The sequence below is a fragment of the Aeromonas sp. 75A genome (assembly GCF_051919425.1).
GTDB classification, from domain to species: Bacteria; Pseudomonadota; Gammaproteobacteria; order Enterobacterales; family Aeromonadaceae; genus Aeromonas; species Aeromonas veronii.
Window position 1 is genome coordinate 739,363 of the sequence record NZ_JBQBES010000002.1, and the last position, 18,479, is coordinate 757,841.

Annotated in this window: 13 protein-coding genes; 9 read left to right on the forward strand and 4 right to left on the reverse strand. The window is 58.6% G+C overall.

Going from position 1 to position 18,479, the window contains the following annotated elements:
• Nucleotides 1-303: 303 nt before the first annotated feature.
• The 5 genes from pykF (at nt 304) to ACTG2T_RS03270 (ending at nt 9,364) form a co-directional block, all read left to right on the forward strand.
• The gene (gene pykF / locus ACTG2T_RS03250; protein ID WP_031227651.1) at nt 304-1,716 is read left to right on the forward strand and encodes a pyruvate kinase PykF; all 1,413 of its coding nucleotides are present in this window, start codon (nt 304-306) and stop codon (nt 1,714-1,716) included.
• Between the two features lie 150 nt (nt 1,717-1,866).
• Entirely contained in the window at nt 1,867-5,196 is a 3,330-nt protein-coding gene (gene mscK / locus ACTG2T_RS03255) for a mechanosensitive channel MscK (RefSeq protein ID WP_005359039.1), read from the forward strand.
• A gap of 407 nt (nt 5,197-5,603) precedes the next feature.
• Entirely contained in the window at nt 5,604-6,008 is a 405-nt protein-coding gene (locus ACTG2T_RS03260; protein WP_042052664.1) for a hypothetical protein, read from the forward strand.
• Nucleotides 6,009-6,062: 54 nt separating this feature from the next.
• Nucleotides 6,063-8,093 (forward strand): M13 family metallopeptidase, encoded by a 2,031-nt coding sequence (locus tag ACTG2T_RS03265; RefSeq protein ID WP_330124130.1) that lies wholly within the window; start codon nt 6,063-6,065, stop codon nt 8,091-8,093.
• 338 nt (nt 8,094-8,431) lie between these two features.
• Nucleotides 8,432-9,364, forward strand: a complete 933-nt coding sequence (locus ACTG2T_RS03270; RefSeq protein ID WP_100646460.1) for a GGDEF domain-containing protein — start codon at nt 8,432-8,434, stop codon at nt 9,362-9,364.
• Between the two features lie 98 nt (nt 9,365-9,462).
• Here the strand turns inward: ACTG2T_RS03270 and crr are convergent, their stop codons facing one another.
• The 4 genes from crr to cysK all read right to left on the reverse strand — a co-directional run bounded on the left by crr (nt 9,463) and on the right by cysK (nt 13,455).
• The gene (crr, locus tag ACTG2T_RS03275; RefSeq protein WP_005338264.1) at nt 9,463-9,972 is read right to left on the reverse strand and encodes a PTS glucose transporter subunit IIA; all 510 of its coding nucleotides are present in this window, start codon (nt 9,970-9,972) and stop codon (nt 9,463-9,465) included.
• A 42-nt stretch (nt 9,973-10,014) separates the two neighbouring features.
• The gene (gene ptsI / locus ACTG2T_RS03280) at nt 10,015-11,742 is read right to left on the reverse strand and encodes a phosphoenolpyruvate-protein phosphotransferase PtsI (RefSeq protein WP_019446785.1); all 1,728 of its coding nucleotides are present in this window, start codon (nt 11,740-11,742) and stop codon (nt 10,015-10,017) included.
• 46 nt (nt 11,743-11,788) lie between these two features.
• Nucleotides 11,789-12,046 carry an HPr family phosphocarrier protein gene (locus tag ACTG2T_RS03285; RefSeq protein ID WP_005338266.1) on the reverse strand — a complete coding sequence of 86 codons (258 nt, stop codon included), beginning with the start codon at nt 12,044-12,046 and terminating at the stop codon, nt 11,789-11,791.
• Between the two features lie 440 nt (nt 12,047-12,486).
• The gene (gene cysK, locus ACTG2T_RS03290) at nt 12,487-13,455 is read right to left on the reverse strand and encodes a cysteine synthase A (RefSeq protein ID WP_181269038.1); all 969 of its coding nucleotides are present in this window, start codon (nt 13,453-13,455) and stop codon (nt 12,487-12,489) included.
• Between the two features lie 159 nt (nt 13,456-13,614).
• On the opposite strand from cysK, the gene ACTG2T_RS03295 reads away from it, so the two are divergent.
• Genes ACTG2T_RS03295 through ACTG2T_RS03310 form a run of 4 tightly spaced genes read left to right on the forward strand, consistent with a single transcriptional unit; the run spans nt 13,615 to nt 18,295 of the window.
• Nucleotides 13,615-14,457 carry an AAA family ATPase gene (locus ACTG2T_RS03295; protein WP_005359032.1) on the forward strand — a complete coding sequence of 281 codons (843 nt, stop codon included), beginning with the start codon at nt 13,615-13,617 and terminating at the stop codon, nt 14,455-14,457.
• Between the two features lie 3 nt (nt 14,458-14,460).
• Nucleotides 14,461-15,624 (forward strand): vWA domain-containing protein, encoded by a 1,164-nt coding sequence (locus ACTG2T_RS03300; RefSeq protein ID WP_181269039.1) that lies wholly within the window; start codon nt 14,461-14,463, stop codon nt 15,622-15,624.
• A 54-nt stretch (nt 15,625-15,678) separates the two neighbouring features.
• Nucleotides 15,679-16,800, forward strand: coding sequence for a beta-ketoacyl-ACP synthase III (locus ACTG2T_RS03305; RefSeq protein WP_330124129.1), 1,122 nt, complete (start codon nt 15,679-15,681; stop codon nt 16,798-16,800).
• A gap of 49 nt (nt 16,801-16,849) precedes the next feature.
• Entirely contained in the window at nt 16,850-18,295 is a 1,446-nt protein-coding gene (locus tag ACTG2T_RS03310) for an HD domain-containing phosphohydrolase (RefSeq protein WP_330124128.1), read from the forward strand.
• The last annotated feature ends 184 nt before the right edge of the window (nt 18,296-18,479 follow it).

Consider the following 18,479-nt stretch of genomic DNA (forward strand, 5'->3'; position numbering starts at 1 on the left):
CCTCCTTCACCCGTGCGCCAATGAACTAACATTTTTGCGCAAGCCGGTGACAAGACGGTGACAGCGGACGGGTGGTCATTTTACAACATCTGAACCTCAACCCGGCCAAACAACCACAGATGGCAACATTTGTATCCCTTCAGCCCGAACCTGTGGCCGTATGCTCTAAAATGTGACTCACAGGAAAACGTTATCCCTGAAAAGAAAACGTTATCTGGTCAAAACGTTGTTTCTGGATCATAAAAAGATTCCAAAAACTGGTGTATATTGCTCGGCGGAAATTCCTTAACCATGAAGATTGACATGAAAAAGACCAAAATTGTCTGCACCATCGGTCCGAAGACCGAATCCAAAGAAATGCTGGCCAAAATGCTGGACGCCGGCATGAACGTCATGCGCCTGAACTTCTCCCACGGTGACTACGCCGAGCACGGCAGCCGCATCAGCAACCTGCGCGCTGTTATGGCCGAGACCGGCAAGCACGCAGCTATCCTGCTGGACACCAAGGGTCCGGAAATCCGTACCATGAAGCTGGAAGGCGGCAACGACGTCGCGCTGGTCGCTGGCCAGACTTTCACCTTCACCACCGACCAGACCGTGGTTGGCAACAAAGACAAAGTGGCCGTGACCTATGCAGGTTTCGCCAACGATCTGCGCGTCGGCAACCGCATCCTGGTTGATGACGGCCTGATCGGTCTGGACGTTATCGAAATCACCGAGCGCGAAGTTATCTGTAAAGTGCTGAACAACGGTGACCTGGGCGAGAACAAAGGCGTTAACCTGCCGGGCGTCTCCATCAAGCTGCCGGCCCTGGCCGAGAAAGACAAGCGCGACCTGATCTTCGGTTGCGAGCAAGGCGTTGATTTCGTTGCCGCTTCTTTCATCCGCAAGAAAGAAGACGTTCTGGAAATCCGTGAGCACCTGAAAGCCCACGGTGGCGAGAACATCCAGATCATCTCCAAGATCGAAAACCAGGAAGGTCTGGACAACTTCGACGAGATCCTGGCTGTTTCCGACGGCATCATGGTTGCTCGTGGCGACATGGGTGTAGAGATCCCGGTTGAAGAAGTTATCTTCGCCCAGAAGATGATCATCGCCAAGTGCAACAAAGCCCGCAAAGTGGTTATCACTGCCACCCAGATGCTGGACTCCATGATCAAGAACCCGCGTCCGACCCGCGCCGAAGCTGGCGACGTGGCTAACGCCATCCTGGACGGTACCGACGCAGTGATGCTGTCCGGTGAATCCGCCAAGGGTAAGTACCCGCTGGAAGCCGTGACCATCATGGCCACCATCTGCGAGCGTACCGATGCCGTGATGCCGTCCAACCTGTCTGCTGCCAACGACAGCAACAAGCTGCGCATCACCGAAGCCGTATGTAAAGGCGCCGTAGAGACCTCCGAGAAGCTGGACGCCCCGCTGATCGTGGTCGCTACCGAAGGCGGCAAGTCTGCCAAGGCCATTCGCAAGTACTTCCCGAAAGCCTGGATCCTGGCTATCACCACCAACAAGAAAACTGCTGCCCAGCTGGTTCTGACCAAGGGTGTGGTTGCCCACGTGGTTGACAGCATCGCCTCTACCGACGATTTCTATCGCATCGGTAAAGAAGCCGCGCTGGAAATCGGCATGGGTCTGAAAGGTGATGTGGTTGTGATGGTCTCCGGTGCTCTGGTACCGAGCGGCACCACCAACACCGCTTCTGTTCACGTTCTTTAATCAGAGCTGAACGAGTTGAAAACGGCGCCTGCGGGTGCCGTTTTTTTTATCCCTCCCCCCTGCTTACCTGCCAAGCCCGGTGTTAGAATCCACGCGAATTTAATCTATGCGGGAAATCTCCCGAATATTGCGTAATAACCCGGAAGTTATATGCCCTCAATACGTTTTAAAAGAGTCTCGGCCACCCTGTTGCCGCTGCTCTGTCTCCTCGCCAGCCTCTGCGTCCCGCAAGCCATGGCGCAAGATGTCCCCTCTCGCAACGCAGTTCAGCGAGCGCTGGATGGTCTGGGTAAATCAGAGACCCTGACCGTCAGTCAGCAAGCGGATCAGAAGTTGCTGACCGAAACCCTCGGACTGCTCGACAGCATCGACAAGGAAGAGGCGAAGGCCAAGACCCAGGCCCAGCGGATCCGCAACCTGCCCACCGAACTCAGAGAGATCAGCGCCAAACTCGATGCCCTGACCAAGGGCAAGAGTGCCGAGCAGATCAAGAGCGAATACGCCAGCATGAGTCTGGCAGAGCTCGACAGCCGTCAGCCGGAAGTGCTGGCCAACATGCAGGCGGCCCAGGAGGCCCTCGGCGCCATCGGCAGCCAGCTCACCAGCTTGCAGACCCTGCCGGAGCGGGCCCAGGCCAGCATGAGCCGCGCCTACCAGCGCAGTCAGGAGATCCGTACCCGCCTCAACGCAGGTGAAAGCGTCTCCAGCGCCGAGAAGATGAAGCTCGGTGCCGAGCTGGCCCTGCTCGACCTGCAACTGGCCCACCTGCAAAAGGAGCTGGATAACCGTACCAGCATGCAGGATCTGGCGATCAAGCAGCGCGACTACCAGAGTGCCCGTCTCGCCAGCGAAGAGCAAAAACTGCAGCTGTTGCAGGATCAGAGCAGCGCCAAGCGCCTCGGCGACACCGAAAAAACCGCCGAGCAGACCGGTGAACTGGTGGCGACCGAAGACAGCCCGCTGGTGCAAAAAGAGCAGGAGCTCAACCACCAGCTCAGCCAGCAGCTGATCGGTGCCACCACCAGCCTCAACTCGCTGGTACAGAAAAACCTGCAAGCCAAGAGCTGGCTGGAGCGCGGCATCCAGACCGAGCGCAACCTCAATGAACAGGTGCAGATGCTCAAGGGCAATCTGCTGCTGTCGCGCATCCTCTATCAGCTCTACCAGCAGCTGGAAGCGGCACCCACCATCGCCGTCAAAAATCTGGAAGAGCAGATCGCCGATCTGCATCTGGCCCAGTTCGAGCTGAGCCAGCAGCGTGACCAACTGTTCCAGAAGAACCTCTATCTGGACAATCTGATCGCCGGCAGCAAGGATCCGGTGAGCGAGGAGGACAAGGAGAGCCTTGCCAAGCTGCTCGACACCCGCATCAATCTGCTCGATCAGCTCAACCGACAACTCGACAGCCAGCTCACCAACGCCATCAGCCTGCAGCTGACCCAGCAGCAGCTGGCGCGGGTCTATGCCTCTATCGAATTTACCCTGCAGCAACACATCTTCTGGGTAAGCAGCAACAAGCCCATCGACAGCAAGTGGTTTATCAGCTGGCCCGCCCAGGCCTACAAACAGGCCTCCGACTGGGTATTGAAACCGGACTGGAAACGCTGGCGCGAAGAGCTGCTGGGGATCTCCCTGCTCGCCTTCCCGCTACTGCTGATCGGCGGCCTGCTGGTCTGGAAACGTCCGGCGCTGGTTGAGCGCGAGAAGAAGATCACCAAGGACCTTGGCCGTTTCCGTCAGGACAGCCAGTGGCACACCCCGCGCGCCCTGCTCTATACCGTGCTGCAACGCCTGCCGGGCAGCATGTTCATTCTCGCTGGCGGTCTGCTGCTCACCTACTGCGGTCTGCTCAGTCCCAAGCTGATGTTCCAAATCACCCTGAACCTCGCCCTCGGTTATCTGGTGTTCAGCGTCTATCTGGCGGTGATGCGCCCGGGCGGCATCGCCGAAACCCACTTCCGGATCCCGAAAGCGGAGCTGCAGGCCAAGCGCAACAGCATGCGCTACATCTGGTTGCCACTGCTGCCGCTCATCATGCTCGCGACCAAGGCGGTGGTTGAACCCTCCACCTTGGGCAACGACGTGATCGGCCAGGCCATGACCCTGACCCTGCTGGGGCTGGCCGCCTATCTGGTGTTCCCCATCTCCCGCGCCCGCATCAAGGGCGAGGCGAGCATGCAGAAGTCGCTGATCGCCATCGCTCTGGCGCTGGCACCGGTGGCGCTGATTGTGCTGGCGGTGCTCGGTTACTACTACACCGCGCTGAAGCTGACCGGTCGTCTGATCGAATCCTTCTACCTCATCATCATCTGGAGCCTGGTCTACCGCACCGCCCTGCGTGGTCTGGAGCTGGCTGCCCGTCGTCTGGCCTACCGCCGTGCGGTGGCCAAGCGTGAGCACAAATCTTCGGAAGATGCGGAAGGTGGCGAGTCCATCGAAGAGCAGCCCATGGATCTGGAGGATGTCAGCCAGCAGTCCCTGCGTCTGACCCGTACCGTGCTGATGCTGATCTTCGGCGTCGCCTTCTACTGGCTCTGGTCCGATCTGGTCGCGGTCTTCTCCTACCTCGACAGCATGGTGCTGTGGCACCGCAGTGAAGGCACCGGCGCCAACGCCGTGCTGTTCCCCATCAGCCTCAGTGACGTGCTGATCGGCTTCCTGCTGCTCGGCGGTGCCTGGTCACTGGCGCGCAACCTGCCGGGCTTGCTGGAGGTGCTGGTGCTCTCCAAGCTCAACCTGGCTCAGGGGACCGCCTACGCCATCACCACCATGCTTAACTACGTGCTGATCGGCTTCGGTTCCCTCACCGCTCTCTCCATGATGGGCGTGCAGTGGGACAAGCTGCAGTGGGTAGCGGGTGGTTTGTCAGTCGGTATCGGTTTCGGCATGAAGGAGATCCTCTCCAACTTCGTCTCCGGCATCATCATCCTGTTCGAGCGTCCGGTGCGGATCGGTGACACCGTCACCATCGGCTCCTTCTCCGGTACCGTCTCGCGGATCCGCATTCGCGCCACCACCCTGACCGACTTCGACCGCAAAGAGGTGATCATCCCCAACCAGCAACTGATGACAGAACGGCTCATCAACTGGTCGCTGAGTGACACCGTCACCCGGGTGATCGTGCGGGTGGGCGTGGCGTATGGCTCGGATCTCGAGCTGACCCGCACCCTGCTCAAGCAGGCGGCCGACGAAAACAGTCGGGTGCTGAAAGACCCGGCCCCCATCGTCTACTTCCTCACCTTTGGCGCCAGCACCCTGGATCACGAGCTGCGCTTCTTCGTGAGCGAACTGGGTGATCGCAACCCGGCGGTAGACGAGTTGAACCGCAAGATCGACCAGCTGTTCCGCGAGAACGGCATCGAGATCGCCTTCAACCAGATGGATGTCTACATCAAGAACATGCAGGGCGAAGAGCAGAAGGTGGAGTCCAACTCCGCCGCTCTGCCGCCGCCCGCGGAAGATGGCAAGCAGCCAGCCTGATAGCGAACTGCACGGTTCTGATGGCAACAGCCGCTCACCCAGGTGAGCGGCTTTTTTATGCCTGTTTATGGCGATAGAGACAATTATCCATTGCCAACATGGCTGGCCGCCGCACAACAGGCAGCCATCACCCTTGATAAAATATAAAGAGAAATAAAAGTCTAAAAACAAACACTTGCCCCACACCACTACTTACCGCATGGATGAAACCTGCGCCCTTCTCCCCTCACCGCTTACCCCATACCGCGCTCGCTCGGGCTCCCGGACTTTTATAACTTTTTTTAATTTTATTTGAGTGTCCTCTTCATCCTGACCATTGCAAAGTGGCGCCATTCCAGCGCCGGGCCCTGTGACCACCACCCGGCTGACATCGACTTGCTCATTTGATAATTGAAAGGATCCGAGAGATGAAACACTCCTTGATGGTAATGGGGTTGGCCGCCTGTCTGGCATTGAGCGGCTGCCAGAATATGGATACCAAGAAAGTCCTGATAGGTGCAGCTGCGCTGGGTGCGATCGGCGCCGCTGGCTATTACGCCGGGAAAAAGCACAGCGATAACAAACACGAGCATGATGGCCAGCATGACGATAGCGATGACCAGCATATGGCCACCAGCAAGATGCCCCGTTACTGCTCGGGGGAAGCAGCCAGCAAATTCCATGTCTCCCCCCGCGATATCACCACCGAGTCGGCAGAAGAGAGCGGCCACAGATACAAGGTCTATGGCCAGTACGAGACCGACGATGATGCGGTCGACTTTACCTGCACCTTCAATCACGACGGTCGTTTCCTCTCGGTCGTTCGCAGCTGATTGACCAGCGGTTACAGCCAATTCACCACCGACTCTCCATACAGGACACACACGATGAAACAGCAACGCAGCATGATCGCCAGCCTCATTGCGCTGGCCCTGCTTGGCCTCGCCCCATGCGCCGGTGCCGCCAGCGGCCACTCCGGGGTGGATCTGGCCAGCATGGATAACAGCGTGCGCGCGGCGGACGATCTGTTTCGCCACGTCAACGGCAACTGGCTGGCCCAGACCCAAATACCGGATGACATGCCGGGGCAGACCATCGGCAATCTGTTGGCGGACAAGTCGCTGGAGGATCGCAAGGTGTTGCTGGAGGAGCTGCTCAAGCGCCCGCAACAGGCCGGAACCCCTCACCAGCAGATCGCCGATCTCTACGCCAGCTATCTGGATCAGGCCGGACGGGATGCCAAAGGGCTGACCCCCATTCAACCACTGCGCGAAGAGATCATGGCCATCCATGATGGCGCCTCGCTGGCCACCTACTTTGCCCGTGTTAACAAGCTGGGGGGCGGCGCTCCCTTTGGTATCGGGTTCATGGCCGACAAGAAGCAGCCTGACAGCTACGGGATCTACCTGCAGCAATCCGGTCTCGGTCTGCCGGATCGGGACTACTACCTGAAAGCAGATGCCGCCAGCAAGGCTCTGCGGGCCAGCTACGAGCAGTTCATTACCGCCCTGCTCAACCATGCCGGCGTCGAAGGGGCGAGCGAACAGGCCCATAGCATTCTGGCGCTGGAAACCCGCCTCGCCAGCCTGCAGTGGGACAGAGTCAAGCGGCGGGATGACAACCTCACCTACAACAAACTGCCCATCGCCCGCCTCAGTCAGTTGCTGCACACCCTGGATTGGCAACGCTACCTGACAGAGGCTGGTATCGCCGGGGAAACGGAGATCATCGTCAGTGAGCCGGACTATCTGGAGAAGCTGACCGCCGTGATGCAGGAGACCAGCATCGCACAGTGGCAATCCTACTGCCTGTTCCATCTGCTACGCACTTATGCGCCCTATCTCGACAGCCAGAGCAATGCCCTGCACTTCGCTTTCTACGGCACGACCCTGAGCGGCATCCCCCGTCAGCGGGAGCCCTGGAAGCAGGCCATGGAGGTGCTGGACGACTATCTGGGTCAGGCGGTCGGCAAACTCTACGTGGAGCGCTACTTCCCGGCCAAAGCCAAGGCACAGATGGCGACCATGGTGCGCAATCTGATCGCCGCCTATCGCCAGGAGATCGGTGGGCTCGACTGGATGTCTGCCCCGACCAAACAGCAGGCGCTGGCGAAACTGGCCAAGGTACGGGTCAAGATCGGCTATCCCGACCAGTGGCTGGATTACAGCGCAATCGAGATCCGTCCCGATGATCTGGTCGGCAATGCCCAGCGAGCGGCCACGGTGCGTTACAACGAGCACCTTGCCCGCCTCCATCAACCGGTGGATCGGGAGGAGTGGTTCGACAATCCGCAGACGGTGAACGCCTACTACAACCCGAACAACAACGAGATCGTCTTCCCGGCAGCCATACTGCAACCGCCCTATTTCGATCTGAAGGCGGATGATGCTGTCAACTATGGCGCCATCGGCGCGGTCATCGGTCACGAGCTGAGCCATGGTTTCGATGATCAGGGGGCCAAATTCGATGGCAACGGTGCCTTGCACAACTGGTGGGCTCCGGCCGATCTCAAGGAGTTCACCGCCAGAGCGCAAAAACTGGCGAAACAGTACGACCGTTTCGAACCCATCAAGGGGGAGCATGTCAACGGCCAGCTGACCCTTGGCGAGAACATCGGCGATCTCGGCGGCCTGACCATCGCCCACAAGGCGTACCAGCTCGCCTTGGGCACCCGCAAGTCAGCTGTGCTCGATGGCTTCACCGCCGAGCAGCGATTCTTTATCGGCTGGGCACAGGTGTGGAAAGGGAAGTACCGGCCCGAGCTTGCAGCCGTCCTGCTCAAGACAGATCCCCACTCGCCGCTGGAGTACCGGGTCAATGGCGTCGTCACGAATATGCCAGCCTTCTATCGCGCCTTTGCCATCAAGCCGGGAGACAAGCTCTATCTGCCACCTTCCGAGCGTGTGAAGATTTGGTGACCACCAGCAGGGGCCCTGGCCCGAAAAGCTCCAGCAGATGGACCACCTCCACCTGAGCTGAAGATGACCGACACAGGGAGTGTCTGTTTTACCCTGTCTGGTTTTTCCCGACCCACATGTGCCTGACCATGTGGGTTTTTTGACCCTTTTGCCCCACCCCTTCTCCTCAACCTGCCCAGCTTTCACCCGATACGGCCACGGCACACAACTCCGCCATTTTCTCGCCTTTGCCATTGGCTGAAAAACCGGCGGCGGAACCGCTATAAATCGGTTTACCACCAAACAGGTCTGACCTATGGTAAAGCATGTAAAAGATGCATCGTGGAGCCGCTTTTCCTATGAATGACCGAGAACTGCAACAGATCCTGTTTCGCTCCTTCGATGTGATCCCGCTGCCTATTCTGGTGTCAGAATCCATTGCCCGTCACGATGGCTGCTCACCCGACATGATCCCGCAGCGGCGCCACCGCTTCCTGAATAAAGCCTTCATTGAGCAGCTGGGCTACAACCTTGACGATCTGCCGGACATGGCTTCCTGGTTTCAGGTCGCCTACCCGGATGAAGGGTATCGCCGCACCATCATCGACTCCTGGCACTCCCAGGTGGAACAGAGCTTGTCGCAAGGGCTGGAGGTTGCCGAAATGCCTGCGCTGATCCGCTGCAAGAGCGGTCAGTCGCGCTGGTTTATCGTCACTGCCCAGCTGGGAGCCGATGCCATCCCGGATGGCCATATCGTCACCTTTCGCGATATCCACGACCTGCAGTGCATGGTGGAAGAGGTGAGCCGCCTCTCCTGCACCGATCCGCTCACCGAACTGACCAACCGGCGTGGCGCCCAGCAACAGTTGCAGGCCCTTTGGTTGCAAGGTGAGCCCCTCTCGGTGGTGTTGGGAGATATCGACCATTTCAAACAGGTCAATGACCGCTACGGCCATCCTGCGGGCGATGCCGCGCTCTGCGCCGTCGCCCACGCCATGGCGGGCCAGCTGTTGCCGGGGGAGAGTCTGGCCCGTTGGGGCGGAGAGGAGTTCCTGCTGATCCTGCCTGGTTGCGATATTGAACAGGCGGCACGGCGCGCCGAACAGCTGCGCCAGCATGTCAGTACCACCCGCTTGCCATGGCAGGGGACGCAGCTATCTCTCACCATCAGTCTGGGGTGTGCCAGCATGAAGGGGCAGGAGAGCATCGACTATCTGCTGATGATGGCCGACCGGGCCCTTTATCAGGCAAAGGATCAGGGCCGTAACCGAGTTGTCATCTCGACAGAATAGAGTGGTAATCAGAACGGAAAGCCGACTCGCGGCCATAAAAAAACCGAAGCACAAGGCTTCGGTTTTTTACTGCGCAACTGGCGTGAGCCAGCCGGGCATTACTTCTTGATACGGATAACCGGGGTCTCGCCCACAGTCACGGCACCAGTCATTTTGATCAGCTCTTTGATCTCGTCCATGTTGGAGATGACAACCGGAGTCAGGGTAGACTTGGCTTTCGCTTCCAGAACGGCCAGATCGAACTCGATGATGGTGTCGCCGCGCTTGACCTGTTGACCTTCCTGAGCGATACGCTTGAAGCCTTCGCCTTTCAGTTCAACGGTGTCGATACCGAAGTGAACGAACAGCTCGATACCGGAGTCGGATTCCAGAGAGAACGCGTGGTTGGTCTCGAAAATCTTGCCGATGGTGCCATCGCACGGCGCAACCATCTTGTTGCCAGCCGGCTTGATGGCGATACCGTCACCAACGATCTTCTCGGCGAAGACAACGTCAGGCACATCTTCGATCGGCACGATTTCGCCAGACAGCGGAGCAAAGATTTCGATGCCGCCGGTGTCAGAGCTATCGTCGGAAACCAGTTTCTTCAGTTTATCAAACAGACCCATATAAAGCTCCTAGAGATGATTTGTCGCTGTTTGCAGCCGATCTTAGCAGACTGCCTTCTGCTTAATAAAGTTATCTACGCATGCTTCGATTTCAGCGGCGGTGGCAAAGCTCAGTGCTTGATCAGCCATTGCCTTCACATCTTCGAAGTTGGTGTTGCGGATAAGCTTCTTGATACGCGGTACAGAGATGGCGCTCATGGAGAACTCATCCAGACCCATACCCAGCAGCAGCAGGGTAGCGCGCTCGTCACCAGCCAGTTCACCACACATACCGGTCCACTTGCCTTCGGCGTGGGACGCATCGATAACCATCTTGATCAGGGTCAGGACGGAGGGTGACAGCGGGTTGTACATGGCGGAGATCATCTCGTTACCACGATCGACAGCCAGGGTGTACTGGGTCAGGTCGTTGGTACCGATACTGAAGAAATCCACTTCCTTGGCCAGATGATGAGCCATCACGGCAGCGGCCGGGGTCTCGATCATGATACCCACTTCGATGGATTCATCAAAGGCTTTGCCTTCGGCACGCAGTTCGGCTTTCAGCGTCTCTACGGTGGCTTTCAAGCTACGGAACTCTTCGACAGAGATGATCATCGGGAACATGATGCGCAGTTTACCGAAGGCAGAGGCGCGCAGAATGGCCCGCAGCTGAGCATGCATGATGTCTTCGCGGTCGAAGAAAATACGCACGGCACGCCAGCCCAGGAAGGGGTTCATCTCTTTCGGGAAATTCATGTACGGCAGCTCTTTGTCGCCGCCAATGTCCATGGTACGCACGATGATCGGCTGATCCGGCATCGCTTCGGCCACTTCTTTGTAGGCTTTGAACTGCTCTTCTTCGGTCGGCAGCGCGTCACGGTCCATAAACAGGAACTCGGTACGGTACAGACCTACGCCTTCGGCGCCATTGCGGATGGCACCTTCGGTATCCTTGACGGTACCGATGTTGGCGCACACTTCGACCTGGTGACCATCCAGCGTGATGGCAGGCAGATCTTTCAGCTTGGCCAGCTCATCTTTCTCGGCCTGGAACTGAGCCTGGAACTTCTTGGCTTCGGTCAGCTGTTCAGCGGTCGGATTGATGATGATCTGGTTGTTGATCGCATCCAGCACCAGCATGTCACCGTTCTTGACGCGCTCGGTGATGTCGTTGGTGCCTACCACGGCCGGCAGCTCCAGGGAGCGGGCCATGATGGAGGTGTGAGAGGTACGGCCACCGATGTCGGTGACGAAACCCAGCACATATTTCAGGTTGATCTGAGCGGTTTCAGATGGGGTCAGGTCTTTGGCGACCAGGATCACCTCTTCGTCGATGGTGCTCAGGTTGACAACGGCGATGCCCAGTACGTTCTTGACCAGACGGGTACCGATGTCACGGAAGTCGGTAGCGCGTTCGCGCAGATAAGGGTCATCCAGCTCGGCCATCATCTTGGCGTACTGTTCGATCACCTCATAGATGGCTTTGTCAGCGGAAGCCTTGTTCTCTTTGATGAAGGATTTGATATCCCCTTCCAGCTCCTCATCTTCGAGCAGCATGATGTGGCCTTCGAAGATGGCCTCTTTTTCCTCACCGAAGGTGCGACCGGCCATCTCTTTGATGGCTTCCAGCTGGGTAGCTGACTTGGTACGAGCTTCGAGGAAACGGTTGATCTCGGCATCAATCTGGTCAGCAGAGATTTTGCCCTGATTGATAACGATTTCATCTTCTTTAAGAAGAAGCGCCTTACCGAATGCGATACCGGGGGACGCAAGAATGCCAGATATCATAATCCTTCCTATTAAAACGACTGTGGGGGAGGAATCTAAAGCTGGATTACTCCAGCTCGTCCATCAGGGCAACCAGCTTCTCAACAGCTTGCTGAGCATCCGGGCCATCAGCCTGGATAGTTACGTTGGTACCCTTGGTCAGGCCCAGGGTCTGCAGCTTGAACAGGCTCTTGGCGCTGGCGGACTTGCCACCGGAGACCACAGTGATCTCGCTTTGGAATTCTTTGGCTTCTTTCACGAACTGAGCTGCCGGACGGGTGTGCAGGCCGTTTTCAGCAGTAATAACAACAGACTTCTCGTACATGGTTTCACCCCATATTATTGATATTTTTTGGTGGATTGGTCGTTTTTGAAGCAACCTGACCCACCGTGTCAGTATGGATATGTTGTAAAGTAACGAAAGCAGACCCGCAATGGTTTAATCCAGGTCAAGTTTCTGTGCAGTAATCGGCGCGCTGGTTGGCAATTTTCAGTTATTGGGCTACAAGCCGCATCAGGACTGGCCTGAAATTATTTTATAACGAAAAATAACACTTTGTTACTTTGTGATACCCAGCCAGCAAACACCGCGTGACGCCGCACAGGATATGAGATTTAGAGCGGAATGTCTGCTTTTTTTCTCACTCCGGAACTTGTTATTTTACCCCAAAAAATAAGGATCAAGTGACACTAACAGGGGTTGAGTCTAGCCCATAAAGAAGCGGCGCTCCTGAGAGCGCCGCTGTTTTGAAAGATTCCGATCAGTTACTGCTGCAGCTCCTGCTCGCTGAACACCCCGGCAAACAGGGCGCTGGAGAGGTAACGCTCCGCCGCGCTTGGCAGGATGACCACTATGGTTTTGCCCGCAAATTCCGGCAGCTCGGCCAGACGGCTGGCCGCCACCACGGCAGCACCGGAGCTGATCCCGGCCAGGATCCCCTCCTCCTCCATCAGGCGGCGGGCCATTTCGATGGCTTCGTCACTGGTCACCTGCTCGACCCGGTCGATGAGGGAGAGGTCGAGGTTGCCCGGGATAAAGCCGGCGCCGATACCCTGGATCTTGTGGGGGCCCGGTTTGATCTCTTCACCGGCCAGCTTCTGGCTGATGACCGGCGACTCGGCCGGTTCGACCGCGACAGAGACCACCGCCTTGCCCTGAGTTTTCTTCAGATAGCGGGAGACACCGGTAATGGTGCCACCGGTACCGACCCCGGCCACGAACACATCCACCTCACCGTCAGTGGCATCCCAAATCTCGGGGCCGGTGGTCTTTTCGTGGATCTCCGGGTTGGCCGGGTTTTCAAACTGTTGCAACAACACATACTTGCCCGGCTCGGACTCGAGGATCTCATTGGCCTTGGCAATGGCCCCCTTCATGCCGAGGGGCCCTTCGGTCAGCACCAGATTGGCACCGAGCGCCTTGAGCAGCTTGCGGCGCTCCAGGCTCATGGTGGCCGGCATGGTCAGGGTGATGGGATAGCCGCGAGCTGCCGCGACAAAGGCCAGAGCAATACCCGTGTTGCCGCTGGTGGGCTCGATGATCTCCTTACCCTTGGTCAGGATGCCGCGCTTCTCGGCATCCCAGATCAGGTTGGCACCGATCCGGCACTTGACGCTGAAGCTGGGGTTGCGGCTCTCGATCTTGGCCAGCACGCGACCTTTGGTAACACGGTTGAGACGAACCAGCGGGGTGTGACCGATAGTCTGGCTGTTGTCCTCAAAAATTTTGCTCATGGCGCTATCCCTGTGTTTGTTACGACGATGAAACAAGATTACCCTGTGGTTTCTGAATGAGAAGTGACTATTCGTTATAACCATATGGTATTACAACATATAGAGCTTATTCTCTCTGGCCCCTGACTCCGGGCGCCAATCGTCAAAGGAACCGACGTTATGGGATTTTCAGGAAGCAGCCAGTATCTCGCCTCCGATGCATTGAAGATGGCGGTCAATGCCGCCATCACCCTCGAAAAACCGCTGCTGATCAAAGGGGAGCCGGGCACCGGCAAGACGGTGCTGGCAGAAGCGGTCGCCGACCATCTCGGCACCGATCTCATTGCCTGGCATATCAAGTCCACCACCAAAGCCCAGCAGGGACTCTACGAATATGATGCGGTGGCCCGGCTGCGCGACTCCCAGCTCGGCGACCCCAGAGTGGCCGATATCAGCCACTACATTCGTCAAGGCAAGTTGTGGCAGGCCTTCAGCGCCGAGCAGCGACCTGTGCTGCTTATCGACGAGATCGACAAAGCCGACATCGAATTCCCCAACGATCTGCTGCTGGAGCTGGATCGGATGGAGTTCGACGTCTACGAGACCGGCGAGCGAGTCAAGGCGCGCCAGCGGCCGGTGGTTATCATCACCTCCAACAACGAAAAAGAGCTGCCGGATGCCTTCCTGCGCCGCTGTTTCTTCCACTACATCCGCTTCCCCGACAAGGCCGAGATGCAGGCCATCGTCAAACTCCACTACCCCGACCTCAAGGAGAGCCTGCTTGGCGAGGCAATGGAGCTCTTCTTCGAGCTGCGCGAGGTAGAGGGGCTGCGCAAGAAGCCCTCCACCTCGGAGCTGCTGGACTGGATCCGCCTACTCTTGGCCGACGATATCGCCCCCGAAGCGATGCGCGCCCGCGAGCCCGGCAAGCTGGTGCCCGCGCTATATGGCGCTCTGCTCAAGACCGAGCAGGATTTGCATCTCTTCGAGAAGCTCGCCTTTTTGGCCCGACGCGGCAGCTGACCCATGCTGATCGACTTTTTTACCCACCTGCGCCGCCACAAGCTCCCCTGCAGCCTGCGCGAACTGCTGGACTTGCAGGCCGCACTGGCTGCCCGGCTGGTCGCTGTCGATATGGACGAGTTCTACCAGCTCTCCCGCTGCCTACTGGTAAAAGACGAGGCCCACTACGATCGCTTCGATCGCGCCTTCGCCGAATACTACGAGGGGCTGGAAGCCATTCCCCTGCTGCCGGAGAGCCTGCCCGAGGAGTGGCTGCGCAAGGAGTTCGAGCGACTGTTGAGCCCAGAGGAGAAGGCGCTGCTCAAATCCCTCGGCGGACTCGACAAGCTGCTGGAAACCCTTAATCAGCGGCTGAACGAGCAGAAAGAGCGCCACGCCGGTGGCAACAAGTGGGTGGGAACCGGTGGCAGCAGCCCGTTTGGCCACGGCGGTTTTCACCCCGAGGGGGTGCGCATGGGTGGAGAGGGGCTGCACGGTAAGGCGGCCAAGGTGTGGGAGGCCCGTCATTATCGCAACTTCAGCGAGGACTCACCGCTCGGCCAGCGTGCCATTCAGCTGGCGCTGCGCAAGCTCAGACGCTGGGTGCGCAAAGGCAATCCCGACGAACTGGATCTCGACGACACCATAAAAAGTTCTGCCCGCCAGGGCTGGCTCGATGTGAAGCTGCGGCCCGAGCGCCACAACGGGGTGAAGCTGTTGGTTTTCTTCGATGTGGGAGGCTCCATGGATGCCCACGTGGCCGAGGTGCAGCGCCTCTTCTCCGCCCTGCGCCACGAATTCAAGCATCTGGAGTACTTCTATTTTCACAACTGCCTCTACGACTTCGTCTGGAAGGATAACAAGCGCCGCTTTGAGGAGCGGTTCGATACCCTGCGGCTGCTGCGCACCTATGGCAGCGACTACAAGGTTATCCTGGTGGGGGATGCCACCATGGGCCCCTACGAGATCACCTGGCCGGGCGGCAGTGTCGAGCAGTGGAACGAGGAGTCGGGTCAGGTGTGGCTTACCCGATTGCAGCAGCACTTTCCCAAACTGGTGTGGATCAATCCCACCCCGCGGCGGGAGTGGCTCTGGCATCCCTCCATCAAACTGATGAATGACGTGGTTGGCGGACGGATGCATCCGCTGACTCTGGCGGGTCTCGCTGCGGCGATCGACCAGCTGTAACCCTCTCTACCCTATAAACCGACAAGCCGGGAACGCACCCGGCGAGGAGCAAAGATGACCTCTATCGTGATCAGTGGCTCAGGCCTCTATACCCCACCCTTTGCCGTCAGCAATGAAGAGCTGGTGGCCGCCTTCAACCAGTATGTGGATCTCTACAACGAGGAGAACGCCTCCGCCATCGACGCCGGCCAGCTCCCCGCCAAGCAGCACTCCAGCTGCGAGTTCATCGAGAAGGCGTCCGGCATCAAGAGCCGTTATCTGGTGAGCCGCGAAGGGGTACTCAACCCCGATATCATGCAACCGCTGCTGGCGGAGCGGCCCGATGAGATGCCCTCCATCATGGTGGAGATGGCGGTGGCCGCCGCCGAGCAGGCGCTGATCGCCGCCGGTCGCGAGCCGGGAGAGATCGATCTGGTGATCGTCGCCGCCTCCAACATGCCGCGCCCCTACCCGGCGCTGGCCATCGAGCTGCAGCACTATCTGGGGGCGAGCGGCATGGCCTTTGATATGAACGTGGCCTGCTCGTCCGCCACCTTCGGCATCAAGACAGCCGCAGACATGCTGGCGGCAGGCACCGCCAACGTGGCGCTGGTGGTCAATCCGGAGATCTGCTCGGGGCATCTCAATTTTCGCGATCGGGATAGTCACTTTATCTTCGGCGATGCCTGCACCGCGGTGCTGCTGGAGCGGGAGACCGATTGCAAGACGGCCAATCCATGGCAACTGGTAGCCAGCAAGCTGGTGACCCAGTACTCAAACAACATCCGCAATAACTTCGGCTTTCTGAACCGGCTGAGCCCGCGCACCCGCTACGGCGACGACAAGCTGTTTCGCCAGCAGGGGCGCAAGGTGTTCAAGGAGGTGTTGCCGCTGGTGTGCGACCAGATAGCCAACCAGCTCGATGAGCAGGGCTGGCCTGCCGAGAGCCTGAACCGGCTCTGGCTCCATCAGGCCAACCTCACCATGAACCAGTTCATCGGCCGCAAGCTGCTCGGTCACGATGCCAGCCAGCAGGAGGCGCCGGTCATTCTTGATAGCTATGGTAATACCAGCTCGGCGGGTTCCATCATCGCGTTTCATCTGTACAATCGCGACCTTCCTGCGGGGGCTCGCGGCGTACTGTGCTCCTTTGGCGCTGGCTACTCCATAGGTAGCCTGCTACTGCGGCGCCTGTAATGGCGGGCCTCCCGCCGACATAACAATAACCAGCAACATGGGTGGGAATATGCAGAGGATCACGGGGCGCTGCGCCCTGCACTACGGGGTAACCCTGTCACTATTTTGTCTCTATGGCTGGCAGGTTTGCCCGTTTCTCGAGAGTCTCACCCTGCCCCAGTTGCTGGGGCCGACCCTGGTGACGTTCGCCATCATGTTCGCCGTACGCAATTGGCTGCTCTCAAGGCGGCCCTTGGCGCGCAACGGGCTGGACGGGTTCGGACTGGAGGTCGGTTTCTACCTGCTGGGAGCGCTGCTGCTGTCGGGCTACAACGCTCTGGCCCACGACTTCCCGCTGGAGAGTCACCTCAAGGTGCTGCTGGGGATGACCACCCTCGGCTTTCTGGTGGCGGCCGATCTGACTCTGGAGCGGGATTGGAATCGGGCCAGAACACGGCAAGCCGAGCAGAGCCTGGCACTGAGCCACCCGCTGGCCATGCCGCTGCCACGCAAGTTCACCCTCTTTACCCTGGCGACCCTCACCCTGCTGGGGGGCGTCTTCTTCTTGCTGTTCAACAAGGATCTGGAGTGGCTGGTGACGGTGGAGCGCAGCCTGCCGAGGGTCGATGCCCAGCACTACATCCTCTGGGAGATCGCCTTCGTAATGACGGTGACCTTCTGTTATCTCGCCCTCATTATTCACGGTTATGGTCGCAATCTCGGCCTATCCCTGCGCCAGCAGACCAGCACCATGGCCAGAGTACAGTGTGGTGACTTCGACGCCCGGGTGCCGGTCACCCGGGATGACGAGTTTGGCCTTATCGCCGCCAGCACCAATCAGATGATCGGCGAGCTGAAATCCCGCAGCGACGAGCTCAACCTGACCCGCGACGTGGCCATCCTCGGCCTCGCCTCGCTGGCAGAGACCCGGGACAACGAGACCGGCGCCCATATCATCCGAACCCAGCACTACGTCAAGGCGCTGGCGCAATACCTCAGTCGCAGCGATTGGGATCGCTATCCGCTCGATGACGCCACCATCGATCTGCTGTTCAAGTCGGCCCCGCTGCACGATGTGGGCAAGGTGGGCATTCCCGATGCCATCCTGCTCAAACCGGGCAAGCTGACCGACGAGGAGTTCGCCATCATGAAGCGCCACCCGCAGATCGGCGCCGATGCGCTGGCGAGCGCCGAGGCGCAGCTAGGCTCCAACTCCTTCCTGCGGCTGGCCCGGGAGATCTCCCTCACCCATCACGAGAAGTGGGATGGCAGCGGCTATCCGGCAGGGCTGGCGGGTGAGGACATTCCCCTCTCCGGGCGTTTGATGGCGGTAGCAGATGTCTACGATGCTCTCATCTCGAAACGGGTCTACAAACCTGCTTTCAGCCATGAGGACGCGAAGGAGATCATCGTGAAGGGGAGCGGCAGCCATTTTGATCCCGGCATTGTCGCGGCGTTTCTCGCCTGCGAAGCGCAGTTCAGGGAGATTGCCGCGCAGTTTCAGGATCACCACTGAGCAAGTACATCCCGACCAGCTTGCCCTGATGGCTGACAGGGCAACCGGTGTCATGAGTTGTACACAAACAGGTCTGGCCATTGCCGGTTCAGCGCCATGCTGGCAGCCTTTGCCACGCCGCGCCTATATTGATATTTCCCTTTATTTACAGCTGTTTTTTGTCATTTTGTGATCCGGGTTCGTG